The organism is Geodermatophilus sp. URMC 62 (assembly GCF_052931475.1).
On record NZ_JBRFHY010000001.1, the window covers coordinates 5,021,968 to 5,044,961 of the forward strand.

23 protein-coding genes and 1 pseudogene are annotated in these 22,994 nt (G+C 73.1%); 15 read left to right on the forward strand and 9 right to left on the reverse strand.

All coding sequences use genetic code 11. The features are described 5' to 3' along the window. Positions 1-42 precede the first annotated feature (42 nt). The 3 genes from ACU616_RS24075 to ACU616_RS24085 form a co-directional block, all read right to left on the reverse strand. Positions 43-1,032 carry a helix-turn-helix transcriptional regulator gene (locus tag ACU616_RS24075; protein WP_446760925.1) on the reverse strand — a complete coding sequence of 330 codons (990 nt, stop codon included), beginning with the start codon at positions 1,030-1,032 and terminating at the stop codon, positions 43-45. Between the two features lie 626 nt (positions 1,033-1,658). Further along, positions 1,659-2,249: a hypothetical protein gene (locus ACU616_RS24080; protein WP_446760926.1), complete on the reverse strand. Its 591-nt coding sequence runs from the start codon at positions 2,247-2,249 to the stop codon at positions 1,659-1,661. Between the two features lie 256 nt (positions 2,250-2,505). Beyond that, positions 2,506-3,516: a sugar phosphate isomerase/epimerase family protein gene (locus ACU616_RS24085; RefSeq protein WP_446760927.1), complete on the reverse strand. Its 1,011-nt coding sequence runs from the start codon at positions 3,514-3,516 to the stop codon at positions 2,506-2,508. Between the two features lie 668 nt (positions 3,517-4,184). On the opposite strand from ACU616_RS24085, the gene ACU616_RS24090 reads away from it, so the two are divergent. The 13 genes from ACU616_RS24090 to ACU616_RS24150 all read left to right on the forward strand — a co-directional run bounded on the left by ACU616_RS24090 (position 4,185) and on the right by ACU616_RS24150 (position 14,469). After that, entirely contained in the window at positions 4,185-4,352 is a 168-nt protein-coding gene (locus ACU616_RS24090; RefSeq protein WP_446760928.1) for a DDE-type integrase/transposase/recombinase, read from the forward strand. A gap of 304 nt (positions 4,353-4,656) precedes the next feature. Further along, positions 4,657-4,818: a hypothetical protein gene (locus ACU616_RS24095; RefSeq protein WP_446760929.1), complete on the forward strand. Its 162-nt coding sequence runs from the start codon at positions 4,657-4,659 to the stop codon at positions 4,816-4,818. A gap of 265 nt (positions 4,819-5,083) precedes the next feature. After that, entirely contained in the window at positions 5,084-5,893 is an 810-nt protein-coding gene (locus ACU616_RS24100; RefSeq protein ID WP_446760930.1) for an IclR family transcriptional regulator, read from the forward strand. A 130-nt stretch (positions 5,894-6,023) separates the two neighbouring features. Continuing rightward, on the forward strand, positions 6,024-6,788 hold the full coding sequence (locus tag ACU616_RS24105) for an alpha/beta hydrolase (RefSeq protein ID WP_446760931.1): 765 nt from the start codon (positions 6,024-6,026) through the stop codon (positions 6,786-6,788). Further along, entirely contained in the window at positions 6,740-6,994 is a 255-nt protein-coding gene (locus tag ACU616_RS24110) for an alpha/beta hydrolase (RefSeq protein WP_446760932.1), read from the forward strand. Before ACU616_RS24105 ends, ACU616_RS24110 begins: the two co-directional genes overlap by 49 nt. Positions 6,995-7,046: 52 nt before the next feature. After that, a complete protein-coding gene (locus ACU616_RS24115; RefSeq protein ID WP_446760933.1) occupies positions 7,047-7,601 on the forward strand; it encodes a quercetin 2,3-dioxygenase in 555 nt (184 codons plus the stop codon). 73 nt (positions 7,602-7,674) lie between these two features. Next, positions 7,675-8,580, forward strand: coding sequence for an alpha/beta hydrolase fold domain-containing protein (locus ACU616_RS24120; protein WP_446760934.1), 906 nt, complete (start codon positions 7,675-7,677; stop codon positions 8,578-8,580). A gap of 182 nt (positions 8,581-8,762) precedes the next feature. Continuing rightward, positions 8,763-10,397, forward strand: a complete 1,635-nt coding sequence (locus ACU616_RS24125) for an FAD-dependent monooxygenase (RefSeq protein WP_446760935.1) — start codon at positions 8,763-8,765, stop codon at positions 10,395-10,397. 15 nt (positions 10,398-10,412) lie between these two features. After that, positions 10,413-11,414, forward strand: coding sequence for a family 1 glycosylhydrolase (locus ACU616_RS24130; protein WP_446760936.1), 1,002 nt, complete (start codon positions 10,413-10,415; stop codon positions 11,412-11,414). Then, positions 11,414-12,277 (forward strand): fumarylacetoacetate hydrolase family protein, encoded by an 864-nt coding sequence (locus ACU616_RS24135; RefSeq protein ID WP_446760937.1) that lies wholly within the window; start codon positions 11,414-11,416, stop codon positions 12,275-12,277. Before ACU616_RS24130 ends, ACU616_RS24135 begins: the two co-directional genes overlap by 1 nt. Continuing rightward, positions 12,267-13,514, forward strand: a complete 1,248-nt coding sequence (locus ACU616_RS24140) for a DUF3500 domain-containing protein (RefSeq protein WP_446760938.1) — start codon at positions 12,267-12,269, stop codon at positions 13,512-13,514. Before ACU616_RS24135 ends, ACU616_RS24140 begins: the two co-directional genes overlap by 11 nt. Before the next feature lie 117 nt (positions 13,515-13,631). Further along, positions 13,632-13,895, forward strand: a complete 264-nt coding sequence (locus ACU616_RS24145; RefSeq protein ID WP_446760939.1) for a hypothetical protein — start codon at positions 13,632-13,634, stop codon at positions 13,893-13,895. A 31-nt stretch (positions 13,896-13,926) separates the two neighbouring features. Continuing rightward, a complete protein-coding gene (locus ACU616_RS24150) occupies positions 13,927-14,469 on the forward strand; it encodes a winged helix-turn-helix domain-containing protein (protein ID WP_446760940.1) in 543 nt (180 codons plus the stop codon). A 405-nt stretch (positions 14,470-14,874) separates the two neighbouring features. On the opposite strand, the gene ACU616_RS24155 is transcribed toward ACU616_RS24150, so the two are convergent. The 6 genes and pseudogenes from ACU616_RS24155 to ACU616_RS24180 form a co-directional block, all read right to left on the reverse strand. Continuing rightward, positions 14,875-16,455, reverse strand: a complete 1,581-nt coding sequence (locus ACU616_RS24155) for an AMP-binding protein (RefSeq protein ID WP_446760941.1) — start codon at positions 16,453-16,455, stop codon at positions 14,875-14,877. Positions 16,456-16,512: 57 nt separating this feature from the next. Further along, positions 16,513-17,253 (reverse strand): IclR family transcriptional regulator, encoded by a 741-nt coding sequence (locus ACU616_RS24160; RefSeq protein WP_446760942.1) that lies wholly within the window; start codon positions 17,251-17,253, stop codon positions 16,513-16,515. A gap of 94 nt (positions 17,254-17,347) precedes the next feature. After that, entirely contained in the window at positions 17,348-18,559 is a 1,212-nt protein-coding gene (locus tag ACU616_RS24165; protein WP_446760943.1) for a cytochrome P450, read from the reverse strand. Positions 18,560-18,591: 32 nt separating this feature from the next. Then, positions 18,592-19,551, reverse strand: a pseudogene (locus ACU616_RS24170) (PDR/VanB family oxidoreductase); the annotation flags it as partial. 125 nt (positions 19,552-19,676) lie between these two features. Next, entirely contained in the window at positions 19,677-19,973 is a 297-nt protein-coding gene (locus ACU616_RS24175; RefSeq protein ID WP_446760944.1) for a hypothetical protein, read from the reverse strand. 62 nt (positions 19,974-20,035) lie between these two features. Next, on the reverse strand, positions 20,036-21,118 hold the full coding sequence (locus tag ACU616_RS24180) for a Rieske 2Fe-2S domain-containing protein (RefSeq protein ID WP_446760945.1): 1,083 nt from the start codon (positions 21,116-21,118) through the stop codon (positions 20,036-20,038). A 159-nt stretch (positions 21,119-21,277) separates the two neighbouring features. Here ACU616_RS24180 and ACU616_RS24185 point away from each other — a divergent pair, with 159 nt between their 5' ends. Together ACU616_RS24185 and ACU616_RS24190 are read left to right on the forward strand one after the other, a co-directional pair. Further along, positions 21,278-22,363 (forward strand): S-(hydroxymethyl)mycothiol dehydrogenase, encoded by a 1,086-nt coding sequence (locus ACU616_RS24185; protein WP_446760946.1) that lies wholly within the window; start codon positions 21,278-21,280, stop codon positions 22,361-22,363. Further along, the gene (locus ACU616_RS24190) at positions 22,363-22,890 is read left to right on the forward strand and encodes an MBL fold metallo-hydrolase (protein WP_446760947.1); all 528 of its coding nucleotides are present in this window, start codon (positions 22,363-22,365) and stop codon (positions 22,888-22,890) included. The genes ACU616_RS24185 and ACU616_RS24190 overlap by 1 nt, the downstream gene beginning before the upstream one ends. Positions 22,891-22,994: the final 104 nt, after the last annotated feature.

Consider the following 22,994-nt stretch of genomic DNA (forward strand, 5'->3'; position numbering starts at 1 on the left):
TGTAGACCATGCGCCGCCCTGACCCCGGGTACATCGGTTGGACTACGTACTCGACCCCCCATTCAGGTGCGCCACTGCGAACGCGGCCGCCTCCGCTCGCGAACGCATGCCCAGCTTGTTCAGCACCCGGCCGACGTGGTGCTCGGCGGTCCGTCCCGAGATGAACAGACGGGCGGCGATCTCGCCGTTGGTCAAGCCCTGGCGCAGCAGCTCGAGCACCTCCCGCTCGCGCCGGCTGAGGTCGGCCGCCGCCGCGTCGGGAGCCCGCACCATTCCCCGTGAGCGGCTGCCGAGTGAGCGCAACAGGGCGCCGGTCCGGTCGGCGAGCAGCTTGGCGCCGAGCCGGTCGAACGTGGCCAGCGCGCGCTGTGCCTCGACGACCGCGGCCGCCCGGTCACCGGCGCGGGTGAGGACCTCGGCCACCTCCATGGACACCGTGGCGCTCAGCAGCGGCCTGCTGTCGCCGAGGAGACCCAGCGCCGCCTGGAACGCCTTCAGGGCAGCCTGTGTATCCAGATGCGCGGCGGCGACGCGCGCGACGGCGACGCGAGCCTGGGCGCGCAGCGCCGCGTCCTCGCTCCCCTCAGCGAGCTCGTTGAGCCTGGCAGCCCAGCCCATCGCGGCGGCGACGTCGTCGCGTGCGATCTCGGCCTCGACGAGCAGTCCGAGCAGCTCGCCGTTGCGGAGCCGGTCACTGGCGACGGCGTTGAGCTCCCGACGCGCTACACCGACGGCCAGGTCGGGGTTCCCGGTCATCAGGTGGAGGCGCGCCAGCGGCTCGGCAGCCGAGCGAGCCGTGAAGGCCGACCGCAGTAGCGCGCCTGCCTCCTCGAAGCGGCCCTGCAGCAACCGCAGGCCCGCGACCCGGGTTGCGGCGTCGCCGCGGTGCCCGACCGCCGTCCCGAACGCCGACAACACCTCCAACAGTGCCGACTCGCCCTCCGTCCACCGGCCGACGGTGCACAGGACCGAGCCGTAGACCAGCCGGCAGTGCGCGTGCAGGACGCGCGGGCGGCCCAGCGGGTCGAGCACCCGCCCAGGACGACGCGGCTGCACTCCTCGGCACGCCGAACGTCTCCTACACGGTCGTAGGCCGACAGCAGCGCGCAGTATGCGGTCCCTGCCATCGCCAGATTGGACACCTCACCGCCGGACAGAGCGGCCATGGCCTCGTCCAGGCGGGCGAACCCCTCACGCAACCGCCCCTGCGCGACGAGTGCGTAGCCGCCATCGGCCAGCGCACGGATCTCCAGATCGGGGTCGGCGAACTCGAGAGCCAGCTCCAGTGCGCGGTCTGCGGCGGCCAGGAGCGCGTCCACGTCCGGCGCCAGACAGGCGACGAGAGGCAATTCCAGATAGCCGAGCTCCACGCACCGTCCGACCGGGACCAGCACCCGCCGCCCCCGGTTAGCCCACCCTTGGCACGCGGCCAGGTTGTCCAGGCAGCTGCCGTGCAGATCGGCCAGCTCCGCGGCGACGCGCGCCGCCCTCCGCGGCTCCCGGAGCCTGCGCCATCCGCGGAAAGCCAACTCCAGGTGATGTCGCGCGGCGACGAAGTCGTCGTCCAGGAACGTCACCGAGGCGAGCTGTTGGTGCTCGGCGGCCGAGAGCTCATCGACCACCGGATGAGGCTAGGGCAGCAGGCCGGTGGCGTACACCTATCGAGTCGCGGCCACGGTCACGACGGAGGTCGTAGCCACCGCGAGCCGCATATCCCCGGCCCGCGTCGGAGCCGGAGCCATGTGCGCACGTGGCACGTCGCCCCTCGGACACCGATACGGAAGCCCCACGGTCGCGCACGAGGCCGACGCCGGGCTCACGCCGCACAGCGATTCCACGTCGAGCACGGCATCAGCCACCTGAAGCACTGGCGAGCCCTCTCGCGCCACCTCGGCCGACGCGAACATCTCGACACGATGCTGCCTGCGGTCGCCGGACTGGTCTCCAGCCAGGAACGAGCCCCACGACCCGACCCGCTTCCCCGGCCGCCGAGAGTCTCCGGCCGGTGCCACCGCGTGATGGACCTTGCCCTGACAGGTCAACGACGGCCCGCCGCTAACCATGCACGAGGTCGTTGGTGGGGTGGCACGCCGCGCTTTACAAGCGTCGAGGATGCGCTCGACGGCATTAGTGATTGTGTGATCACCGAGGGTTTGGCGGCTGCGCTGGAGCGTGTCCTCCCCCAAGGCCCGGGATGCCGGCACTCTGCCCAGCCGAAGCAGAGCGCCCGTGAGGGCGGTCGCCGCCATCAGGGCGTTGGCGGAGTTGGCTCCCAGGACCCGGCGGCAGCGCTGCAGCGTGTGGTGACGTCCCGCTGAGTGGTGGAGCAGACCTCACCGGGTTGGTCAGCGGTGCGGTGACCATGACGCCATCGGGGTCGGCCCATGGGTCATGACTCAGACGGGGACCGGCCTCCAACCGCGCTGACGAGCCTTGGCCGGTCGGCGGACGGGGCTGGAGCGATTCGGTGGCGGACCGCCTCACGGCTCGCGGCCGCCCCCTGTCCTACCCGGTGCCGGCTCCGAGGGCTGCGTCGGCCTGCTTGAGCACCTCGGTGGCGACCTGGATGCCTTCGATGCGGCCCAGTTCGACGTCCTCGTGCTCGATGTTGACCAGCATCCCGGGGTCGATGTCGTACAGCGCCCGGAGCCACTCAGTCCAGAAGCCGACGTCGTGGCCCTTGCCGAGGGCCACGAAGTCCCAAGCGGAGTCCTTCGGCCATTCGTTCGCCCATTCGTCGCCACCGAGGTTGACCCGCGGCTCGTCCGGGGCGAGCCGACGAAACCGGTTGTCGAGAACCCCGTAGAGAGCGACGTTGTCCTCGTTGATCCGCACGTCCTTCGCCGCGGCCTGATAGACCAGCGGGCCCAGCTTGCGGGTCACCGAGATCGGGTCCATCTGCTGCCAGAACAGGTGGGACGCGTCGAGCTCGACGCCGACGTGCTGGGCACCGGTGCGGTCGATGAGCTCGTACACGTCGCCGGTGTTGAAAACCAGGTTCTGCGGGTGCAGCTCGAGCGCGACCTTGACCCCGTGGTCGCCGGCGAGCGCGTCCATTCCCCTCCAGAACGGGGTCGCGACCTCCCACTGGTAGTCCAGGACGTCGAGCGCGGCGGAGTTCCAGGCGTTGACGATCCAGTTGGGACGGGTGGCGCCGGGCTCTCCTCCCGGCAGACCGGACATGGTGACCACCCGGGTCTGGCCGAGCCGGCTGGCCAGCCGGATGGAGCGCCGGACGTCCTCGGAATGCCTCTCGCGGATCTCCGGGTTGGGGTGCAGCGGGTTCCCGTTGCAGTTCAGTCCCGCGATGGTGACGCCCATCCCGTCGAAGAGGGCGAGGTAGTCGTCGCGGGCCGCGTCGCTAATCAGGATGTCGTCGAAGGTCGGGATGTGCACCGCGGGCAGAAAGCCGCCGGAGTTGATCTCGATGCCGGTGAGGCCGAGGTCGGCAATGACCCTGAGCGCGTCCGGCAGGGGCCGGTCGTGCAGGATCGCGTTGTAGAGGCCGAGCTTCATGATGTCTCCGAGGGGATTCGGTGGCCGGCGTGGCGACAGCCAGCGCGCGGAGAACTCGGTGCGGACGCGCCGGGGCGGGCCTTCAACCCACCATCAGTCGAGACACTGCGCCAGATACCCCTCGATCTTCCCGCCGGTCGGCACCCTGCAGCACGCCGAAGTTCTCTCCGGACGGGTGCTCGCCAGCGCTCCGACAAGGCCTCCTACGTCACCGACGCCGACCTCGTGGCCGACGGCAAGCAGTCCGCCGTCCTCCCCCGGCGCCTGCTCGACCCCGTGCGAGCAGGGCACGCGACGTGCGGCGCCGTCCGGTGGGTCGCCGCCCCGCAGGCCGCCGGGTACGGCGGGTCGCCGTCGATCGGGAACGAGTACTGCACAGTGCGTCAGCGCGAGTCAGTGGCGCTGGCCGTCGGCACCCTCCGGCACACGCCCACGACAGCCGGCGCAATGCGTTGGACGGCCGTACTCGCGCGTGCCGGAGGCGGCCCTGTCCGCGAGGAACGTCCGCTGAGTCGCGCGGCGCACAGGCCCCGTGGCTGTGGCAGCCGTGGCGGTGGACGCCGGAACGCCACGCGCGGCGGCCACTTGGTGGCCCGCTGCACCGTGCAGCGGCTGATGCGCACGGCGGGGCTCGCGGCATCATGCAGGCGAAAGGCCCGCGGACAACCGTGCCGAGCGCTGGCCCGGACACCCGCCCGGACCTGGTGAAGCGGGCGTTCGCCGCGACCGGCCCAGACCAGCTGTGGGTCGCTGACATCACCTACTGCCGGACGTTCTCCGGCTGGGTGTACGCCGCCTTCGTCATCGACGTGTTCTCCCGCCGAGTGGTCGGCTAGCAGCTGTCAAAGTCGCTGCGCACCGACCCGGCCCTCGACGCCCTGGAGATGGGCATCTGGACCCGCCGCCGGGCCGGCCGCGACCTCGGCGGCCTCATCCACCACTCGGAGAAGGGGTCGCAACACCTCGCCGTGCGCTACACGCAGCGCCTCGCCGACGCCGGGGCGATTGCCTCCGTCGGCTCGACCGGGGACTCGTACGACAACGCCCAGGCCGAGGCGTTCAACTCGCTGTTCAAAGCCGAGCTGACCCGCAACAAGGGCCCCTGGAGGGGCATCGACGACCTCGAGATCGCCGTCGCCGATGGGGGCACCTCCCACGAAGTGGGGGAACATCGACTGGTTCAACCACCGGCGTCTGCACGGCGAGATCGGCCTGATCCCACCGGCCGAGCACGAGGACGTCTTCTACCGGCACAACCCCGCGGCGGCCACCGTCGCCGCGTCAGTTCCAAGCCTCCACTGAACCCGGCACGGGACAAAGAGCCTGAGCGCCCTGGCCGTGGTCGACACCCCGATGCACTGGTCGACGTTCGGAGAGGTCGTCATCCTGGCCGGCATCCAGGCCGGCGGCTTCGGCATCATGACGCTCGCCTCCCTGCTGGGGCTGCTCGCCTGCCGGCGCCTGGGTCTGCGCACGCGACTGCTCGCCAGCTGGGAGACCAAGGCCGAGGGACAATGGAAAGCGAGTGTGGTGTGCACCTCACGGGTGATGCCACGGTGGCCCTCCGGTGAGCGAGGACCCTGGTGCGGTGCCGCGCGTCCGCGGCAAGCGGCCGCCGCAGGGCGACCCGGTGGTCGACCGCGCGTTCGCGCTGCTCGGCGCCTTCGACGCCGCGCACCCGTCGCTGACCCTCGGCGAGCTGGCCCGGCGCAGCGGCATCCCGACCAGCTCGGCGCTGCGGCTCGCCGGCCGGCTGCAGGCGTGGGGCGCCCTGGAGCGCGGGGCCGACGGCCGGTTCACGGTCGGCCTGCGGCTGTGGGAGGTCGCCTCCCTCGCGCCCCGCGCCCGCGGTCTGCGCCAGGTCGCGATGCCGTTCCTGGGCGACCTCGAGGAGGTCACCCGCCAGCACGTGCTGCTCGCCGTCCGCGAGGGCGGGGACGCGGTGCTGCTCGAGCGGCTGTCGGCGCACGCGGCCATCCCGGTGCTCTACCAGGTGGGCGGGCGGCTGCCGCTGCACTCCACGGGGGTCGGCCTGGTGCTGCTGGCCTTCGCCGACCCGGCGGTGCAGGAGGAGTACCTGGCCCGCCCGCTGCTGCACGAGCCCGAGCAGGTCCCGGTGTCGGAGGCGACGCTGCGCCGGACGCTCGCCGAGGTGCGCCGCGAGGGGATGGCCCACTTCCGGCGCCGGGTGCCCCGGCCGATCGTCTCCGTCGCCGCGCCGGTGTTCGGCGCGGCCGACCGGCTCGCCGCCGCCGTCTCGGTCGTCGTCCCGCAGGAGGGCGCCGACGCCCGCGTGCTCGGCCCCGCGGTGCGCACCGCCGCCCGGGCGATCTCGCGCGGCCTCGGCGCCCGCCGTCCCCTCGGCCCCGGCCGCTGAGGCCGCCGCGGGGCTTCTCGCCGGGAGCACGGGGGCGGTGCCGACCTGCCGGCCAATGGCACGGGGATGGCCGTTGCGGCACCCAGGTGGCGAGGGTGACGCGGACCACCGCCGAGCTCCGGAGGGACTCGTGCCGATCCACCCCGCCATCGCCGAGACACTGCACCTGCTGGAGGGCATCGACTCCTTCGAGCAGAGGCTCGCCGACCCGGAGCAGCGCGCCCGCCTCGACGCGTTCATGTCCGTCGACGGCGCTCCCCCGCCGCCCGCCGTCGCCACCCGGCCGGCGGCCGCGCCTGGTCCGCACGGCGACGTCCCGGTCCGGGTGTACGAGCCCGACGGCGGCGGCACCGGCCGGCCATGCCTGGTGTGGCTGCACGGCGGGGCCTTCCGCCTGGGCGACCTGGACGTGCCCGAGGCCGACTGGACCGCCCGGCAGGTGTGCGAGCGGGCCGGCGCCGTCGTGGTCAGCGTCGACCACCGGCTCGCCGTCGGCGGAGTCACCTACCCGGTCCCCCACGACGACGTCGTGGCCGCCGTCCGCTGGGTCCGGGACTCCGCCGCCGACCTGGGCATCGATCCGGCGCGGATCGCCGTGGGCGGCGCCAGCGCGGGCGGCAACCTGGCCACCGGGGCGGTGCTGCGTCTGCGCGACGACGACGGCTGGGTCCCCGCAGCCCTCGTGCCGGCCTGCACCACCCTGCACGCCGTCGTCCCGGCGCCGTCCGCGGCGCTGGCCGCGCTCATGACCGAGGTCCCCCGACTGCTGCGCTTCCTGCCCGAGGACCGGGCGTCGATCATCCACACCCACCTCGGCGGGCGGAGAGCCGGGCCGATGGCTGCGCGATGCCGGCCAACGCCGTCCTCGACGGCCTGTGCCCGGTGCTGCTGCTGACCTCCGAGTACGACGACCTGCGCGCCTCGGCCGAGGCGTTCACCGCCGCGCTGGCGCCGGCCGGCGTCGACGTCCGGCAGGTGCTCGTGCCCGGGATGCTGCACGGCTTCCTCGACCTGCCCGCGGCCGACGTCGAGCCGGTCGACCGTGCACTCGACCTGATGGCCGAGGTGTGCCGCTCAATGGCACGGCCGTTGGTCGGGTGACCCGGCTCACGGATGCTCGGGCGGTCACCGCCGACCCGACCCGGGAGTGCAGATGAGCTTCGAGTACCTGATCGACCCGGAGAAGGGCCCGCAGTGGCACGGCGTGCTGCCCGGCAAGCCGGTGCCCTACGTGCTGCGCCGCGGCGAGGGCGAGCACGCGATGCTCTTCGGTGACCTGTTCAGCGTGCTGCTGTCCGGCGACGAGACCGAGAACCAATTCGGGATCGTCGTCAGCGACTCCCCCGCCGGCGACGTCATCCCCACGCACTCGCACAACGCCACCCACGAGACGTTCTACGTGCTCGAGGGCTCGGTGCGGCTGTTCTTCGAGGACACCGAGGGCGGCAAGCAGTCGCAGCTGCTCACCCCCGGCGACTTCGGGTTCGTGCCGGCGGGGTTCGCGCACGCGTACCAAATCGTCGAGGACGCCCGGATGATGGGCACCCTCTCCGGCGGGTTCGAGCGGTTCTTCCAGCACATGGGGCAGCCGACCGACCACCCGACCAAGGACCAGCCGCCGTTCGTTCCGGACTTCCCGCGCATGCAGGCGGCCGCGCAGCAGCACGACATGCAGTTCCTCCGCGACCACGAGTGGCCCGACGCCTGAGCCGTCGTCCCACCGGAGACCCGGCGCGCAGGGAACCTGCGCGCCGGGGCTCCGCACTCTGAGGAGGTCCCGCGTGCCCACCCCCGCCCTGCCGCTGCCCCCGCCCGCACACGCCGCTCCGCTGCCCGCGCCGTCCCCCGGCCCGGACGGCACCCGTGTCCTCCCCGGCGTCCCGTTCGCCGCGACCCCGGGCACCCGACCGCTCGAGCTCGACCTGTACCTGCCGGCCGGGGACGGCCCGCACCCGGTCGCGCTGTTCCTGCACGGCGGCGGCTGGCGGCTGGGCAGCCGGCACTCCGGCGGGCCGGCGTTCCCGGCCCGCACGCTGTTCGAGCGGGTCGCCGCGGCGGGGGTCGCCGTCGCCAGCGCCGACTACCGGCTCACCGGCGAGGCGGTCTGGCCGGCGCAGCTGCACGACGCGAAGGCCGCCGTCCGGTGGCTGCGCGCGCGGGCCGGCGAGCTCGACGTCGACGGCGACCGGGTGGCGGCGTGGGGCGAGTCGGCCGGCGGCCACCTCGCCGCGCTGCTCGGCCTGGTGAGCGACCCGGCGCTGGAGGGGGAGGTCGGCGTGACCGGGCCGCCGAGCGCGGTCGCCGCGGTGGCCGCCTGGTACCCGCCCACCGACCTCGTCGGCTTCGCCGGGGACGCCGGGGCCGACCCCGACGACGCCACCACCCGCGAGGCGCAGCTGCTGGGCGCACCGCCGTCGTCGGTCCCCGACCGCGCGGCCCAGGCCAGCCCGCTCGCCCACGTCGCGGCAGGCGCCCCGCCGTTCCTGCTGCTGCACGGGCGCGCCGACCGGTTCGTGCCCTGCGTGCAGAGCGAGCGCCTCGGCGAGGCCCTGCGCGCGGCCGGTGCCGACGTCGACCTGCACACCTCCGCCGGCGCCGACCACATGTGGCTGGGCGCCCCCGACGCGGCCGCCGACGCCCTCGACCGGACCGTCGCCTTCCTCCGCGCGCGCCTGCTCGGGAGCTGATCCGGAACCGCCCCGGCTCGCGTGCCGGCCAATGGAATCGGGTCTCGGCAGGGTGACGGCGGCCACGCATGCTCGATCCACCGACCGCGGCGGGACGCAGGTCCTCATCCCCCGCCGCGGCGGCTCCCTCCCCGGCCCGCGTGCCCCGCGCCGCGGTCCGTGCTCCCTGACAGGAGTCCCGCGTGACCGAAGCCCACGTCCCGTCCCGGGTGCCGGTCCTCGTCGCCGGCGGCGGCCCCAGCGGGCTGGCCGCCGCGATCGAGCTGGGCCGGCGCGGCGTCGAGGTGCTGGTCGTCGAGCCGCGCACCACCCTCGACCCGCTGCGCGCCCGGGCCAAGACCACCAGCGTGCGCACGATGGAGCACCTGCGCCGGTGGGGCCTGGCCGACCGGCTGCGCGCCCACGCGCCGCTGCCGGTGGCGCACGCCCAGGACGTCGTCTTCTGCACCGGCCTGTTCGGCCACGAGATCACCCGCTTTCCCGAGGCGTTCGGGCTGTGGACCGGCCGCCGCGAGGTCGCCGCCGAGGCCGGGCAGCAGGTGCCCCAGCCGGTGGTCGAGCAGGTGCTGCGCGACGCCGTCGCCGAGCTGCCCACGGTCACCCTGCTCGCCGGCCGGCGGGTCACCGCGGTGACCGACGGCACCGCCGAGGTCCGCGCGACCGTCGAGGGCCCGGACGGCGACACCACCGAGGTGACCGCGGAGTGGCTGCTCGGCTGCGACGGCAGCGGCGGCGTCTCGCGGCGGGCGGTGGGCGCCCGCTACGAGGGCTCGTCGGGCGCGCTGCCCAACCTCAGCGTCACCTTCCGGTCGCGCGCGCTGGAGGAGCGGCCGCTGTGCGCCCTCGGCGTCCACTACTGGGTCATCGGCGCCGAGCGCGGCGGCCTGATGGGCCGGCTGGACCTCGACGGCACGTGGTGGGCGATCGTGCAGGGCCTCGACGGCGTGGGCGGCGACGCCGACGCCGCGGCACTGGTGCGCACCCTGGTGGGGGACGACGTCGACGTCGAGGTGCTGGCCACCGACCCGTGGCAGGCCCGGATGCTGCTGGTGGACCGCTACCGCGGGCAGCGGGTGCTCCTCGTCGGCGACGCCGCCCACCTCAACCCGCCGTGGGGCGGCCACGGCTTCAACACCTGCGTCGGTGACGCGGTCAACATCGGCTGGAAGCTCGCCGCGGTGTTGGGCGGCTGGGCGCCGGAGTCGCTGCTGGACAGCTACGAGGCCGAGCGCCGGCCGGTCGCCGAGCGCACGATCGACGCCGCCGGCAGCCAGGAGGCGTTCCTCGCGCCGTCCTTCGCCGGCCGCGACCTCGACGACGACGGCCCCGCCGGGCAGGAGCTGCGGACGGCGCTGGCCGGCGCTCTGCAGGTCAAGGACCCCGAGTTCCACAGCCTCGGCCTGGTGCTGGGCTACGACTACCCGCGCTCCCCCGCCGTCGTGCCCGACGGCGGGCCCGTACCGGCGCCGGCCCTGACGAGCTACACCCCCTCGGCGCACCCCGGCGCCCGGCTGCCGCACGCCTGGCTGCCCGACGGCCGCTCGCTCTACGACGCGCTCGGCCCGGAACTCACCCTGCTGGTGCTCGACCCCGCCGCGGACGGCACCGGCCTGCGCCGGGAGGCCTCGGCCACCGGGGTGCCCCTCGAGGTCGTCGACCTCGGCAGCCTGCCCCGGCTGCGGCGGCTCGTCGGCGCGGGCCTGGTGCTGGTCCGGCCCGACCAGCACGTGGCCTGGCGCGGCGACGTCGTCGAGGACCCCGCCGCCCTGCTCACCCGGGTGCTGGGGGCCGCCGTCCCCGCACCCGCCAGCCGCTGACCCCGAGGAGACCCCATGACCGCCGCGCAGTTCCCCGAGGGCTTCCTCTGGGGCGCCGCCACCGCCGCCCACCAGGTGGAGGGCGGCAACGTGAACAACGACCACTGGGAGGCCGAGCACGCCGCGCACTCGCCGTTCGCGGAGCCCAGCGGCGACGCCTGCGACTCCTGGCACCGCTGGCCCGAGGACCTCGACCTCGTCGCGGGCGCCGGCCTGGACGCCTACCGGTTCAGCCTGGAGTGGAGCCGCGTCGAGCCCGACGAGAGCGAGTTCTCCCGCGCGGCGCTCGACCACTACCGGCGCGTCCTCGACGGCTGCCGAGACCGCGGGCCGGCGCCGGTGGTCACGCTCGTGCACTTCACGATGCCACGCTGGCTGCACGACGGCGGCTGGACCGGCCCGAAGACCGGCGACCGGCTCGCCCGCTTCGCCGAGTTCGCCCTGCCGGTGCTCGCCGAGGCCGAGTACGCCTGCACGCTCGACGAGCCCGACCTGATGGCCACCCAGCCGGTGACGGGCGCGATGGCGCGGCGCGGCGAGGAGATCCGGGGCCTGCCCGGGCCCGACCAGGAGGTCGCGGACGCCCTGCTCGGCCTGCACGGGCGGACCATGGAGGTGCCGCGCGGGAACGTGCGCCGCGCCGGCATGACCCTGGTGGGCGGGGAGCACCTCGCCGAGGCCGGCGGCGAGGAGCGGATGCACGAGGAGCGCGCCGCGGTCGCCCGCGCCGCCGAGGTGCTGCCGGACACCCCACTGGTGGTCACCGAGAACGGCATCGCCACCGCCGACGACGCCGACCGCATCGCCTTCACCACCGACGCGCTGGCCGCCGCGATCGACGCCGGCGCCGACGTCCGCGGCTACCTGCCCTGGTCGCTGCTCGACGAGTTCGAGTGGATGCTCGGCTACCGGCCCACCTTCGGCCTGGTCGCCGTCGACCGGCAGACCTTCGCCCGCTGGCCCAAGTCGAGCCTCGCCTGGCTCGGCGGGGTGGCCCACCGGAACGGGATCGCCTGATGCGCGTCGTGGGGATCCACCGGGACGGCGGGCCGGTCGAGGTGGCGGCCCTGGCCGACGACGGCGCGTCGGTGATCGTGCTCGCGCCGCTCGAGGAGTTCTGGGCCGACGCGGCGCGGTACCTGGCCGCGGAGCCCGACGGCGACCCCGTCCCCACCGCGGACGTCGAGGTCGTGCCGCCGGTGCTGCCCGGCGCCCGGGTCGTCTGCATCGGGCTGAACTACCTCAAGCACGTCGCCGAGGGCTCGTTCGCCGGGGAGGGCGTGCCGCCGCACCCGACGCTGTTCGCCCGCTGGACGGCCTCGCTCACCGTGGACGGCGCGGCGATCCCGGTGCCGGCCGACGAAGACGGGCTGGACTGGGAGGGCGAGGTGGTCGCCTACGTGGGCACCACGCTGGTCGACGCCACCCCGGAGGAGGCGCTGGCCGCCGTCGTCGGGTACTCGACCTTCAACGACGTCACCGCGCGGCGGGCGCAGAAGCTCACCAGCCAGTGGATCCTCGGCAAGAACGGCGACCGCTCCGGCCCGCTCGGGCCGCTCGTCCCCGCGGCCGAGGTCGGCGACCTGCGCGACGGCCTGCGGGTGACCACCCGGGTCAACGGCCAGACCGTGCAGGACGGGCGCACCGACGAGATGGTCTACACGGTCGGGGACACGCTGTCGCTGATCAGCCGGACGTTCACCCTGCGGCCCGGTGACCTGCTGGCCACCGGCACGCCGTCCGGCGTCGGCTACGCCCGCACATCCCCCTGGCTGATGCAGCCCGGCGACGTCGTCGAGGTCGAGGTCGAGCGGCTCGGCGTCCTCACCAACCGGATCGTGGGGAACGAGACCCGGGAGGTGGCCCGACGTGTCCGGTGAGTTCCGGCGGTACCTCTTCCCGCACGACCACCCGCGGCTGGCGGAGGTCCGCGGGCTGGACCCCTACGCCTACCGCGAGCACGCGCGGACGCCGGGGACCTTCACCGGCGGGCTGGTGGAGGGCTGGACGCCGCTGTACCTGGCACCGTTCCGGGGGGTGACCGAGGACGGCACGCTCCGCGAGGGGCTGCACCCGCTGACCCCGGCCGAACCCGGCGAGGAGGCGCCGGTGGCCGCGATGGTCACCGCCGCCGAGGCGCTGCTGCGCCTGCTGACGCCGGAGGACCGGGCGCGGGTCTCCTTCCCCGTGGACGCACCCGAGTGGCAGACCTGGGCCAACCCGGAGTTCATGCAGTTCGACACCGGCCTGCGGCTGGAGTTCCAGCCGGAGGAGGTGCGGGAGGCCGCGCTGGCGCTGGTGCGCGCCTCGCTGTCGCCGGAGGGCGCCGACCTCGTGCACGCGGCGATGCTGGTCAACGGCTTCCTCGGCGACGTCGTCGACCTGCCCACCGTGCTCGGCGAGTGGAGCTACAACGTCGCGCTCTACGGCACCCCCGACCTGCGCGCGCCGTGGGGCTGGCAGCTCTACGGCCACCACTGCGCGGTCAACGTGCTGGTGGTCGAGGGCCGGATGGTGGTCTCGCCGGTGTTCGTCGGCGCCGAGCCCGACGAGATCGACGCCGGCCCGCACGCTGGCGTCTCCGGCCTGTTCACCGACCGCATCGCCACCGGAGTGGCGGTGATGGCCGCGCTGACGCCGGAGCAGCGGGCCGCCGCGACCGTGTACGCGCAACTGGTGGACCCCGCGATGCCGCCGAGGCGGGTGCACCCCGGCGACGAACGGCACCTGGCCGGCGCGTTCCAGGACAACCGGGTCATCCCGGTCGAGGGCCTGCGGCTGTCCGAGGTGTCCGCCGAGGCGCGCGCCCGCGTGCTCGACGTCATCGCCACGTTCGTGCAGCTGCTGCCCGAGGGCCCGCGGGCGGCGCGGCTGCGGGAGGTCGAGGAGCACCTCGACGAGACGTGGTTCTCCTGGATCGGCGGGCACGCGCCCGGCGACGTCTTCTACTACCGCGTGCAGTCGCCGGTGGTGATCGCGGAACTCGACCACCACTGCGGCGTCTTCCTCGACTACGACACCCCCAAGCCGTTCCACGTCCACACCGTGCTGCGCACCCCACACGGCAACGACTACGGCCGCGCTTGGCTGCGGGAGTGGCGATCCCGGCACGCCTGACTGGGTGACCCCGGGCCCGCGCTCAGGGCCGCCCGTGCCATCGGCGACCGCCCTGCCATGTCGAGTGGTCCCAGGGCAACCCTCTCGGACACCTCTTCCGCTACCTCCTGCTCGACCGTGGCGACACACCACCGGTCGTGCGGGAGATCATCCGGGAGGCCGAGCCCGATCCTGCACGCCGGCGGGTATCCATGGGGGCGGCTGACGACGCGCGGCGTCGCCCAGGCGGCTGCCCTGCGGGAGCTCGCGCTGCGCTGGAACCGCAGCGCCACGATCCACGACCGCGCGTCGTGGGGCGAGGCGACCGAGATGGTCGCCGCCGCGCACGTGCACGTGCACGCGATCAACGATCATCAACGGCGGGAGTTCGTAGTCTGCTGACAGCCGGTGCAGCGCGCGCCATGCCGTACCCATGAGGTACGCCCGGGGTCGCGGGCTGACCGCCGAGGAGTGCGCCCGACGGGAACAGGTGCGGCTTCAGGCCACGGCGTGGATCGAGGAGGGCGCCACCGACGCCGAGGTGGCCGCCCGGTTCCGGGTGACCCGGATGTCGGCCAACCGCTGGCGCCGCGCGCTGGCCGACGGCGGCCGGGTGGCGCTGGCCTCCACGGGCCCGGGCGGGGCCCACTGCCGGCTCACCCCGGCTCAGCTCGAGGAGCTGCAGGTACTGCTGGACGCCGGCCCGGCCGCCTGGGGCTGGGCCGATCAGTGCTGGACGCTGGCCCGCACCGCCGCGGTGGTGCACGAGCGGTTCGGGGTGGACTACACCCTGCCCGGGGTCGACCTGCTGCTGCACCGCCTCGGGTGGAGCGTGCAGGTGCCCGCCCGGCGCGCGGCCGAGCGCGATGAGCAGCAGATCGCCGCCTGGCGGGAGGAGACCTGGCCGCAGATAAAAGGACGGCGGCGGACCTGGGCGCCTGGGGAGTCGTCGAAGACGAGTCCGGCCAGGGGCTGAGGCCGCCGAAGGGTCGCACCTGGGGCCGGCGCGGTCGGACCCCGGTGGTGCGGGTGACCGCGGCCGTCCGCACATGCGCAGGCAGAGCAGATCGTCAAACCCCGCGACGCAATCGCATCAACCAGGACCGCGACGGAGAACCAGTACTGGTCCCAGGTGGCTGAGCAGCTCAGGGGCCTCGGTGACGCACGTGACGTCGACGAGCCATGCGGGCCGTCGCCGACAGTGGTCGGTGCGCAAGCGACGTATGGCGGAGGTCCGGGCGCGGCCCGGGGCTCGACACCTCCCCTCGCGCAGTGAGCATCCCGCTCCGTCCTGGGAAGTCCGCCCCATGGCACATGGCTACGGGACCCGCTCGACCCGGCTTGGCGGTCGGCGAGTGGCAGGTGATCGGATCTTCGACGGTCAAGCGCGGGAAGCGGCGGAGCGACCGGCCTCGTCCTGCGCCTTGAGGACGCGACGGAGGATCTTCCCGGCGGGCGACTTCGGGATCTCGGGGACGAACTCGAGCGCACGCAACTTCTTATAGGGCGCCACCCGCTCGGCGACCCACGCCAGGAGGGCATCCGCGTCACGTTCTCCCCGGCTCACCACGAACGCCTTCGGCGCCTCACCCGCGGTGGGGTCGGGCATGGCTATCACGGCGGCATCCAGCACGTCAGGGTGGGTCAGGAGCAGCGCCTCGAGCTCGGCCGGCGCCACCTGGAACCCCTTGTACTTGATCAGCTCCTTGAGCCGGTCGACGACGTAGTAGTCGCCATTCTCGTCCACCCGAGCGATGTCGCCGGTGTGCAACCACCCGTCTGTGACGGTGTCGGCGGTGGCCTCGGGGTTGTCGAGGTAGCCCACCATGACCTGGGGGCCGCGGACGAGGAGCTCCCCCGCTTCCCCTGCGGCGACGTCCTCACCGGTGGCCGGGTCGACCAGCCTGGCCTCGGTGCCCGGGAGGAGCTTCCCGACCGAGCCGGGCGGTGTGGTGGGGAAGTCCTCGTCGTAGACGAAGTGGGTGCCGGGACTGGCCTCGGTCATCCCGTAGCCCTGCCGGATGACGCATCCGGTACGTGCCTCCGCGCGGGTTGCCAGCTCCGCGTCCAGAGGTGCGGCTCCGCTCACAGCCGTCCGCAGCGACGAGAGGTCGTACTCGTCGACCTCGGGCGCGGTCGCGAGGGAGAGCACGAGCGGGGGGGCGAAGTGACCGCGGGTGACGCGGTGGTCCTGCACGACCTGCAGGAATCCGCGCAGCTCGAAGCGGGGCATGGTCACGATCGTCGTGCCCGACATCAGGGCGCTGTTGAGGATGATCGTGAAGCCGTAGATGTGGAAGAACGGCAGGACGCCGCAGATCACGTCCTCCTCCGTCATGCGCCAGCCGACGCGCAGCTGCTCCAGGTTGGCGACGATGTTGCGGTGGGTCAGCATCACCCCTTTGGACATCCCCGTCGTCCCGCTCGAGTACGGCAGCACAGCCAGGGCGGTGGCCGGGTCCAGAGCGAGGGCGGGGGGCGCACCGGTCCCGCTGGTGAGCGCACCGAACGGCCGGGCCCCGGCGTGCTGCCCCAGGACGTGCACCTGCTCCACACCGGTCCCGGCGATGGCTGTCAGCGCCTTCTCGACGAACGGTTCGGCCACGATCAGCACCTTGGCCTTCGAGTGACCCAGCTGTTTGCCGATCTCGGCAGGGGTGAGCGCGGGGTTCAGCGGTGAGATCACGCCGCCGGCACGCAGGACCGCGTGCACTGCCACCGCGTAGTCCGGCTGGTTGTGGCTCAGCAGACCCACGACGTCGCCCGGTACGAGCCCGTCCGCGGCGAGACCTGCAGCACCCGCCTGCGCCTGCGCGAGGACCTCGGCGAACGTGAGGGTCTCTCCCGTGGAGGCGTCGACGAGAGCAGGCTTGTCCCCGCGGGCAGCCGCCTCCCGCAGCACGTGCTCCGAGAGGAGGACGGGGGGGACGTCCGGCATGGGCTTCTCGGTTCGGTAGATCACTCGGGGCTCCGTTGCCGTGGGGACAGGTCAAGTGGGGACACCATGCGCCCAGCCCGGTCAGACATCGCGGACCGCGGAGTCGCGCAGCGCCCGGGAGATTCCCCGGGCAGTGGCCTGGACCGCAGGCGCCAGCGCTGCGGGCAACGCCGAGCCGGCCTGCACCACGAGTGAGACGGCGGCGATGACGGTGCCGTCGGCCCCGTGCACGGGAGCTGCCACCGAGAGGGTGTCCTCGGAGACCTGTCGGTCGTTGACCGCGAAACCGTGCGACCGGACGTCCGCGAGAACCCGGCGCAGCGCTTCCCGGTCGGTCACCGTATGCGGCGTGTAGCGGGGCAGCGGACCGGTGAGGACCGCCTCCTGGACATCCGGCGGGGCGAAGGCCAGCAGCACGCGTCCCACACCGGTCGGGTGCAGGGGGAACCGGCCGCCGACCCGCGTGTACACCGGAACGGCGCTCCGGCCGGCAAGGCGCTCGACGAAGACGGTCTCGTGGCCGTCCCGGACGGCCAGTTGGACGTTCGCCGAGGTGACGGCGAAGAGGTCCTCCATGAACGGCAGCGCGAGCTCCCGCAGGCCGAGGCCTCGCGGAGCCAGGGATGCGATCTCCCACAGCCGGAGGCCGACGTGGAGGGTGCCCTCCGGGTGCCGCTCGAGCAGGCCGCACTCGACGAGCTCGCCGACCAGGCGATGCGTCGTGGTCAGCGGCAAGCCGGTCCGCCGGGCCAGCTGGCTCAGTGTCAACGCCGGCCGCTCCGCGGTGAAGGCGGCCAGCAGCTGCGTGGCCCGCCTGATCACCGGCCCGGTCTCACCCCGCCCACGGCCTCCTGCAGGGACCGCCGCGACGGGCGGGTCCGGGCGTCCGGCAGGGGTCATGGCGCTCACCCGACGGTCAGGCCGGCTCGATCCGGAGTGGCACGCTGGCCCAGCCCTTGAGCGTGTTGTTCAGCTTGGGCACCGGAGTGCCGGCCAGCTCGATCCGGCGGATCCGGCGAGCCAGGGCGGTCAGGACGAGTTCGACCTCCATGCGCGCGACGGGCTGGCCGACGCACTGGTGCACGCCCATGCCGAAGGCGACGTGGCCGGCTGCCCGACGGCGGATGTCGAGACGATCGGCGTCCTCACCCCAGTGACGGGGGTCCCGGTTGGCCGAGCCGAGGAACAGCAGGACCTTCGAGCCCTCGGGGATGACCGTGCCGGCCACCTCGGCATCGCGGGAGGTGGTCCGGAAGAACGTCTGTACCGGCGACTCCCATCGGAGAGCTTCGTCGAACGCGAACTTGGCCAGAGTGGGCTCGGCGTGCACCTGGGCCCACTGATCGGGGTGCGAGGCGAGGGCATACATGGTGTTGCCGATGCCGTACACCGTCGTGTCGACACCAGCGGTGATCAAGGACCGGACCAGCATCGGCGCCTGCTCGTGGGTGATCTCCCCGCGGTCGGCGGCCTCCCAGATCTGGGCGCCGAAGCCCCCGGGGGCCAGCGCCTCCCGCTGACAGCTGGCCCAGATCCACGCCTGCACCGGAGCGGCCTGCGCCAGCGCGGTACGGCGCAGCTCGTTGTCCGGACCGAAGGCGTTGAAGGCCAGGGCCCCGTAGGGCAGCAGGTTCTCCCGCCCCTCGTCGGGCAGTCCGACAGCGTCGGGGAAGACCTGCAGCGGGTAGGCCTCGGCGAGGTCGGTGACGGCGTCGAAGGTGCCACGCTCGACCAGCCGGTCGGCGATCTCCTCCGCGGGCCCGGCGAACCGCTCCCGGAGCGCGCGGATGGTGCGGGGGGCGATGACGCCGTTCATCGCCGTCCGGACGACGGTGTGGTCGGGCGGGTCGGCCTCCAGGAGGAGGCTCGGCGGACGCCAGGGCTTCTCCTTCGCGAAGTCGGCCAATCCGGCGCCGCGGCTGGAGACGAAGGTCTGCCAGTCCTGGAGGGACGCCTTCACCTCGTCGAAGCGGCCCATCGCGTACAGCCCGTAGCGCGGCAGGGAGACCACCGGCCCCGCCGCGCGCAGGCGCTCGTGGAACTCGTAGGGGTCGGTCAGCACCTCCGTGCCGAAGGGGTCGTCCGGCAGCGACGGGAGCGTCGAGGGCGGGAGCACTTCTGCTGTCACGGGGAAGCTCCTGGTCCGGTTCCGGGGGCTGGTCAGAGTTCGAGGACGAGCTTCGGGCAGGCGGCGCGGGAGACACAGATGAACATCGTGTCGTTGGCCGCCTGCTCCTCCGGCGTGAGCAGCGAGTCGCGGTGATCGACCTCGCCCGCCAGCACCGGCGTCTCACAGGTGCCGCACGTGCCCTCCTGGCACGAGGAGAGGACCGCGACACCTGCCTCCTCGACGACCTCGAGGATCGACTTCTCCGGCGGCACGGTGAGCGTCATCCCGTGCAGGGTCAGCTCCACCTCGAAGTCGCCACTGAGCACGCGCTCACCCTGCTCCTTGGGGGCGAACCGCTCCAGGTGCAGAGAGCCGGCGGGCCAGTCGGCGCACGCCGCCTCGACCGCCTTGAGCAGCGGTTCGGGACCGCAGCAGTAGACCTTGGTGTCCGGCTGCGGGGTGCCGAGGATCCGGGGGAGATCGATCAACCCGACCTCGTCCTGCGGATGGAGGCTGACCCTCAGTCCGTGACCGGTCGATGTCTCCAACGCCTGCAGGGTGTCCAGGAAGGCCATCGAGGTACGGCTGCGGCCGCCGTAGTGGAACTCCCATTCCGCGCCGGCTTCGTCGGCCGCAGCAGCCATGGGCAGGATGGGGGTGATCCCGATCCCACCCGCGATGAAGACGTAGCGGGCTGCGGGGACCAGCGGGAAGTTGTTGCGCGGGCCGCGCACGTCGATGTCGCGACCCTCCAGGACGTCGTCGTGCACGTACGCCGACCCGCCGCGGCCGTCGGGTTCGCGCAGCACGCCGATCTGCCACACGGCGCGGTCGTGCGGATCCCCGCACAGTGAGTACTGCCGGACGAGGCCGCCGGGCAGCTTCAGGTCGATGTGGGCACCCGGTGACCAGGCGGGCAGGTCGGCCCCGGCCGGATCACGCAGCTCCAGGACGACGACGCCGTCGGCGCCCACCGTCCGACGGTGCACACGTAGACGCAGGTCCACCTCGTCGTGGGTGACGTGCATGGCGTTTGCTCCTCGTTCGAGTCCCGGCACGGTGCCGGCGATGGGGGCCCGGCATCTGGCCACCGATGCGGCCATGCGCTCCGGGTCGGAGGGGACGACGGTTCCCGTCAGGCGAGAGCCGGCACCCTCTCGGCGAAACGGATGACCCGCGGATCGGAGACGTAGTGCGCCGGAGGGGTGGGCAGGGGGCCGGACGTCGGTGGCTCGGCCGGCCCACCGGCGGGATGGTCGGGATGCGCGAGCAGCCACTCCCACATCATGTTCGGGTCCGACGCCTCGGCCTCGGCCCCGCAGAAGCAGAGCCCCCGCAGCCGGTCGGAACCGGGCAGCCAGTTGACCCGCGTGACCCGTTCGCCCTCGAGGACCCGGCGCGGGGCGGGCACCGTGAGATCCCCGGTGCGCACCGACCTCACCTCGGCGGCGTTGAGGGGTACCTGGGCGGACGGCAAGCCGTCCGAGGGCGTGGTCATCGTGCGCCCGCGGACGTCGTCACCGATGCCGGGACGGTCTCGCCGCGGCCTTCCGCGGCCATCCGGGCGATGATCCGCCGGGCGGCGAGACCACCGGTGTCGATGTTGATCGAGAGCTCCTGGTACCCGTCGGGCTCACCGGTCAGCACGTTCTCCAGCACGTCGAGCGCTGTCACGTCCTGCAGCACGACCGTGCGGTTGCTCTCGCGGAGGAAGTCCGAGACACCCTCGTCGTCGAGTGCGAAGTCGCGGGCGACCGCCCAGAAGTCGTGCGTGCTCGACTCCGTCTCCGGCGTGATCGCGTAGACGACCTCGACATGGAAACCCTCCGGATCCGTTCCGTCGTCGTTGGGCAGCACGCCGACGGGCGCCACCCGGCTGTGCAGCAGGTAGAGGCACGGGGGGTGGAACTCGATGTCCTGCCAGCGCACGATGCGACCCGTGATACCGGTGCTCTTGGCGTAGAAGGGGGGACAGTCGGCGTCGTCCATGTGCCGGCTGACGTACACCACCCCGGCCTCCTCGTCGACCTCGGTGGTGATCGGCGTGTTGGCGACCTCCGGCGTCCCGATGTAACCGCCGTGCAGATAGGTCTCGTGGGAGAGGTCCATCAGGTTGTCGATCAGCAGGCTGGCACGCGCAGCCAGCGGCTCCATGCCACAGACCGTGGTGTAGCCCTCTTGGTCGAGCCAGGGCGCGCGCGGGATCGCGGTGACGTCGGCTCGGTCGGGATCGCCGATGAAGACCCACACGAAACCGTCCTGCTCCACGACCGGATAGGACTTCAGCCGGGCGGTGCGCGGCACGCGGGTCTGACCCGGGACGGCGACGCAGACGCCGCCCGCGTCGTAGGTGAAGCCGTGGTAACCGCAGACGACGGTGTCGTCGGCCAGATGGCTCGGTGACTGCGAGAGCGGGAACCGGCGGTGCACGCACCGATCGCTCATGGCGGTGACGGCACCTGCCGACGTCCGCCAGAAGAGGATGGACTCACCGCAGATGGTGCGAGCGAACAGCTCCCGGCCGATCTCCCGACCATAGGCGGCCACGTACCACTGATTCTGCACGATCGACGGCATGGATGCCTCCTCAGTGTTCCCTTGACCGGCACAGCGTGACGCGGTTCATGGGCGGTCGGCAGTCGCCTTCCGAATAACGGAAGTGTTCGGTGGGCCGGCGGCTTCCGCATGTCGGAAGGGCCTCCATGATCGTCCCCGGAAGTGCCTAGCGTCACTGTCATGGCGCATGAGGTCGAGGCTGTCGTCGCCCGCAGCAAGGGAGCACCGGTCAGCGTGGAGACGATCCTGGTGCCCGACCCCGGTCCGGGTGAGGCGGTCGTCGACGTGCAGGCCTGCGGGGTCTGCCACACCGACCTGCACTACCGCCAGGGCGGCATCAACGACGAGTTCCCGTTCCTGCTCGGTCACGAGGCCGCCGGGACCGTGGCCGCGGTGGGGGCGGGCGTCACCAACGTGGCCGTCGGCGACTTCGTCATCCTCAACTGGCGGGCCGTGTGCGGTCAGTGCCGCGCCTGTCTCAAGGGTCAGCTGCACTACTGCTTCAACACGCACAACGCCGCGCAGAAGATGACGCTGGCCGACGGCACCGAGCTGTCCCCGGCGCTGGGCATCGGCGCGTTCGCGGAGAAGACGCTGGTCCACTCCGGCCAGTGCACCAAGGTCGACCCGGCCGCCCCGGCCACCGCCGCCGGGCTGCTCGGTTGCGGCGTCATGGCCGGCGTCGGGGCGGCAGTCAACACCGGCGCCGTGCAGCGCGGCGAGAGCGTGGCCGTCTTCGGCTGCGGCGGGGTGGGTGACGCCGCGATCGCCGGGGCGAAGCTGGCCGGCGCGAGCACGATCATCGCCGTCGACGTCGACGACCGGAAGCTGGAGTGGGCGCGGCAGTTCGGCGCCACCCACACGGTCAACTCCCGCGGGACGGATGCGGTCGCGGCGATCAGGGGCCACACCGGCGGCTTCGGTGTCGACGTCGCGATCGACGCCGTCGGCCGCCCGGAGGTGTTCGAGCAGGCCTTCTACGCCCGCGACCTCGCCGGCCGGGTGATCCTGGTCGGCGTCCCCACCCCGGACATGCAGCTGACCCTGCCGATGATCGAGCTGTTCGGCCGCGGCGGGGCGCTGAAGTCCTCCTGGTACGGCGACTGCCTGCCCAGCCGCGACTTCCCGATGCTGGTCGACCTCTACCTACAGGGCCGCTTCCCGCTCGAGGACTTCGTCAGCGAGACCATCGGCCTCCACGACGTCGAGGCCGCCTTCGAGAAGATGCACAAGGGCGAGGTGCTCCGCTCGGTGGTCGTCCTCTGATGCCCAGGTCCACGAGGGGCGTCCGCATCGAGAAGGCCGTCGTCCCGGGGGTGTTCAGCCTCGACGGGCAGGACTTCGACGTCGACAACGACGTCTGGCTCGAGGGCGACGACGAGGTGCTAGTCGTCGGCGCCCCGCACCGCGTCGACCCGATCGTCGAGGCCGTCGGCGGGCGGAAGGTGACCGCGATCGTGCTCACCCGCGGGCACAACGACCACATCACCGCCGCCGTCGACCTGCGCGAGGCGACCGGCGCACCGATCTGGTTCCACCCGGCCGACACGATGCTGTGGGACACGGTCTTCGGCGAGGCACACCCGGAGGCGCGGCCGGACGAGGTGCTCGGCGAGGGCACCCGGTTCCGGGTGGCCGGGACGTCGCTCACCGCGCTGCACACGCCGGGTCACTCGCCGGGCAGCACCTGCCTGCACGCGCCGGACCTGGCCGCCGTCCTCACCGGCGACACGCTGTTCCACGGGGGCCCGGCGCCACCGGCCGCTCGTTCAGCGACAAGCCGACCATCCTGAACTCCATCCGCGGCACGCTGCTGAGCCTGCACGGGCACACGGTGGTACACACCGGCCACGGCGAGGACCCCACGACCAGGCAGGAAGTGCTGAACGTCTCTTGA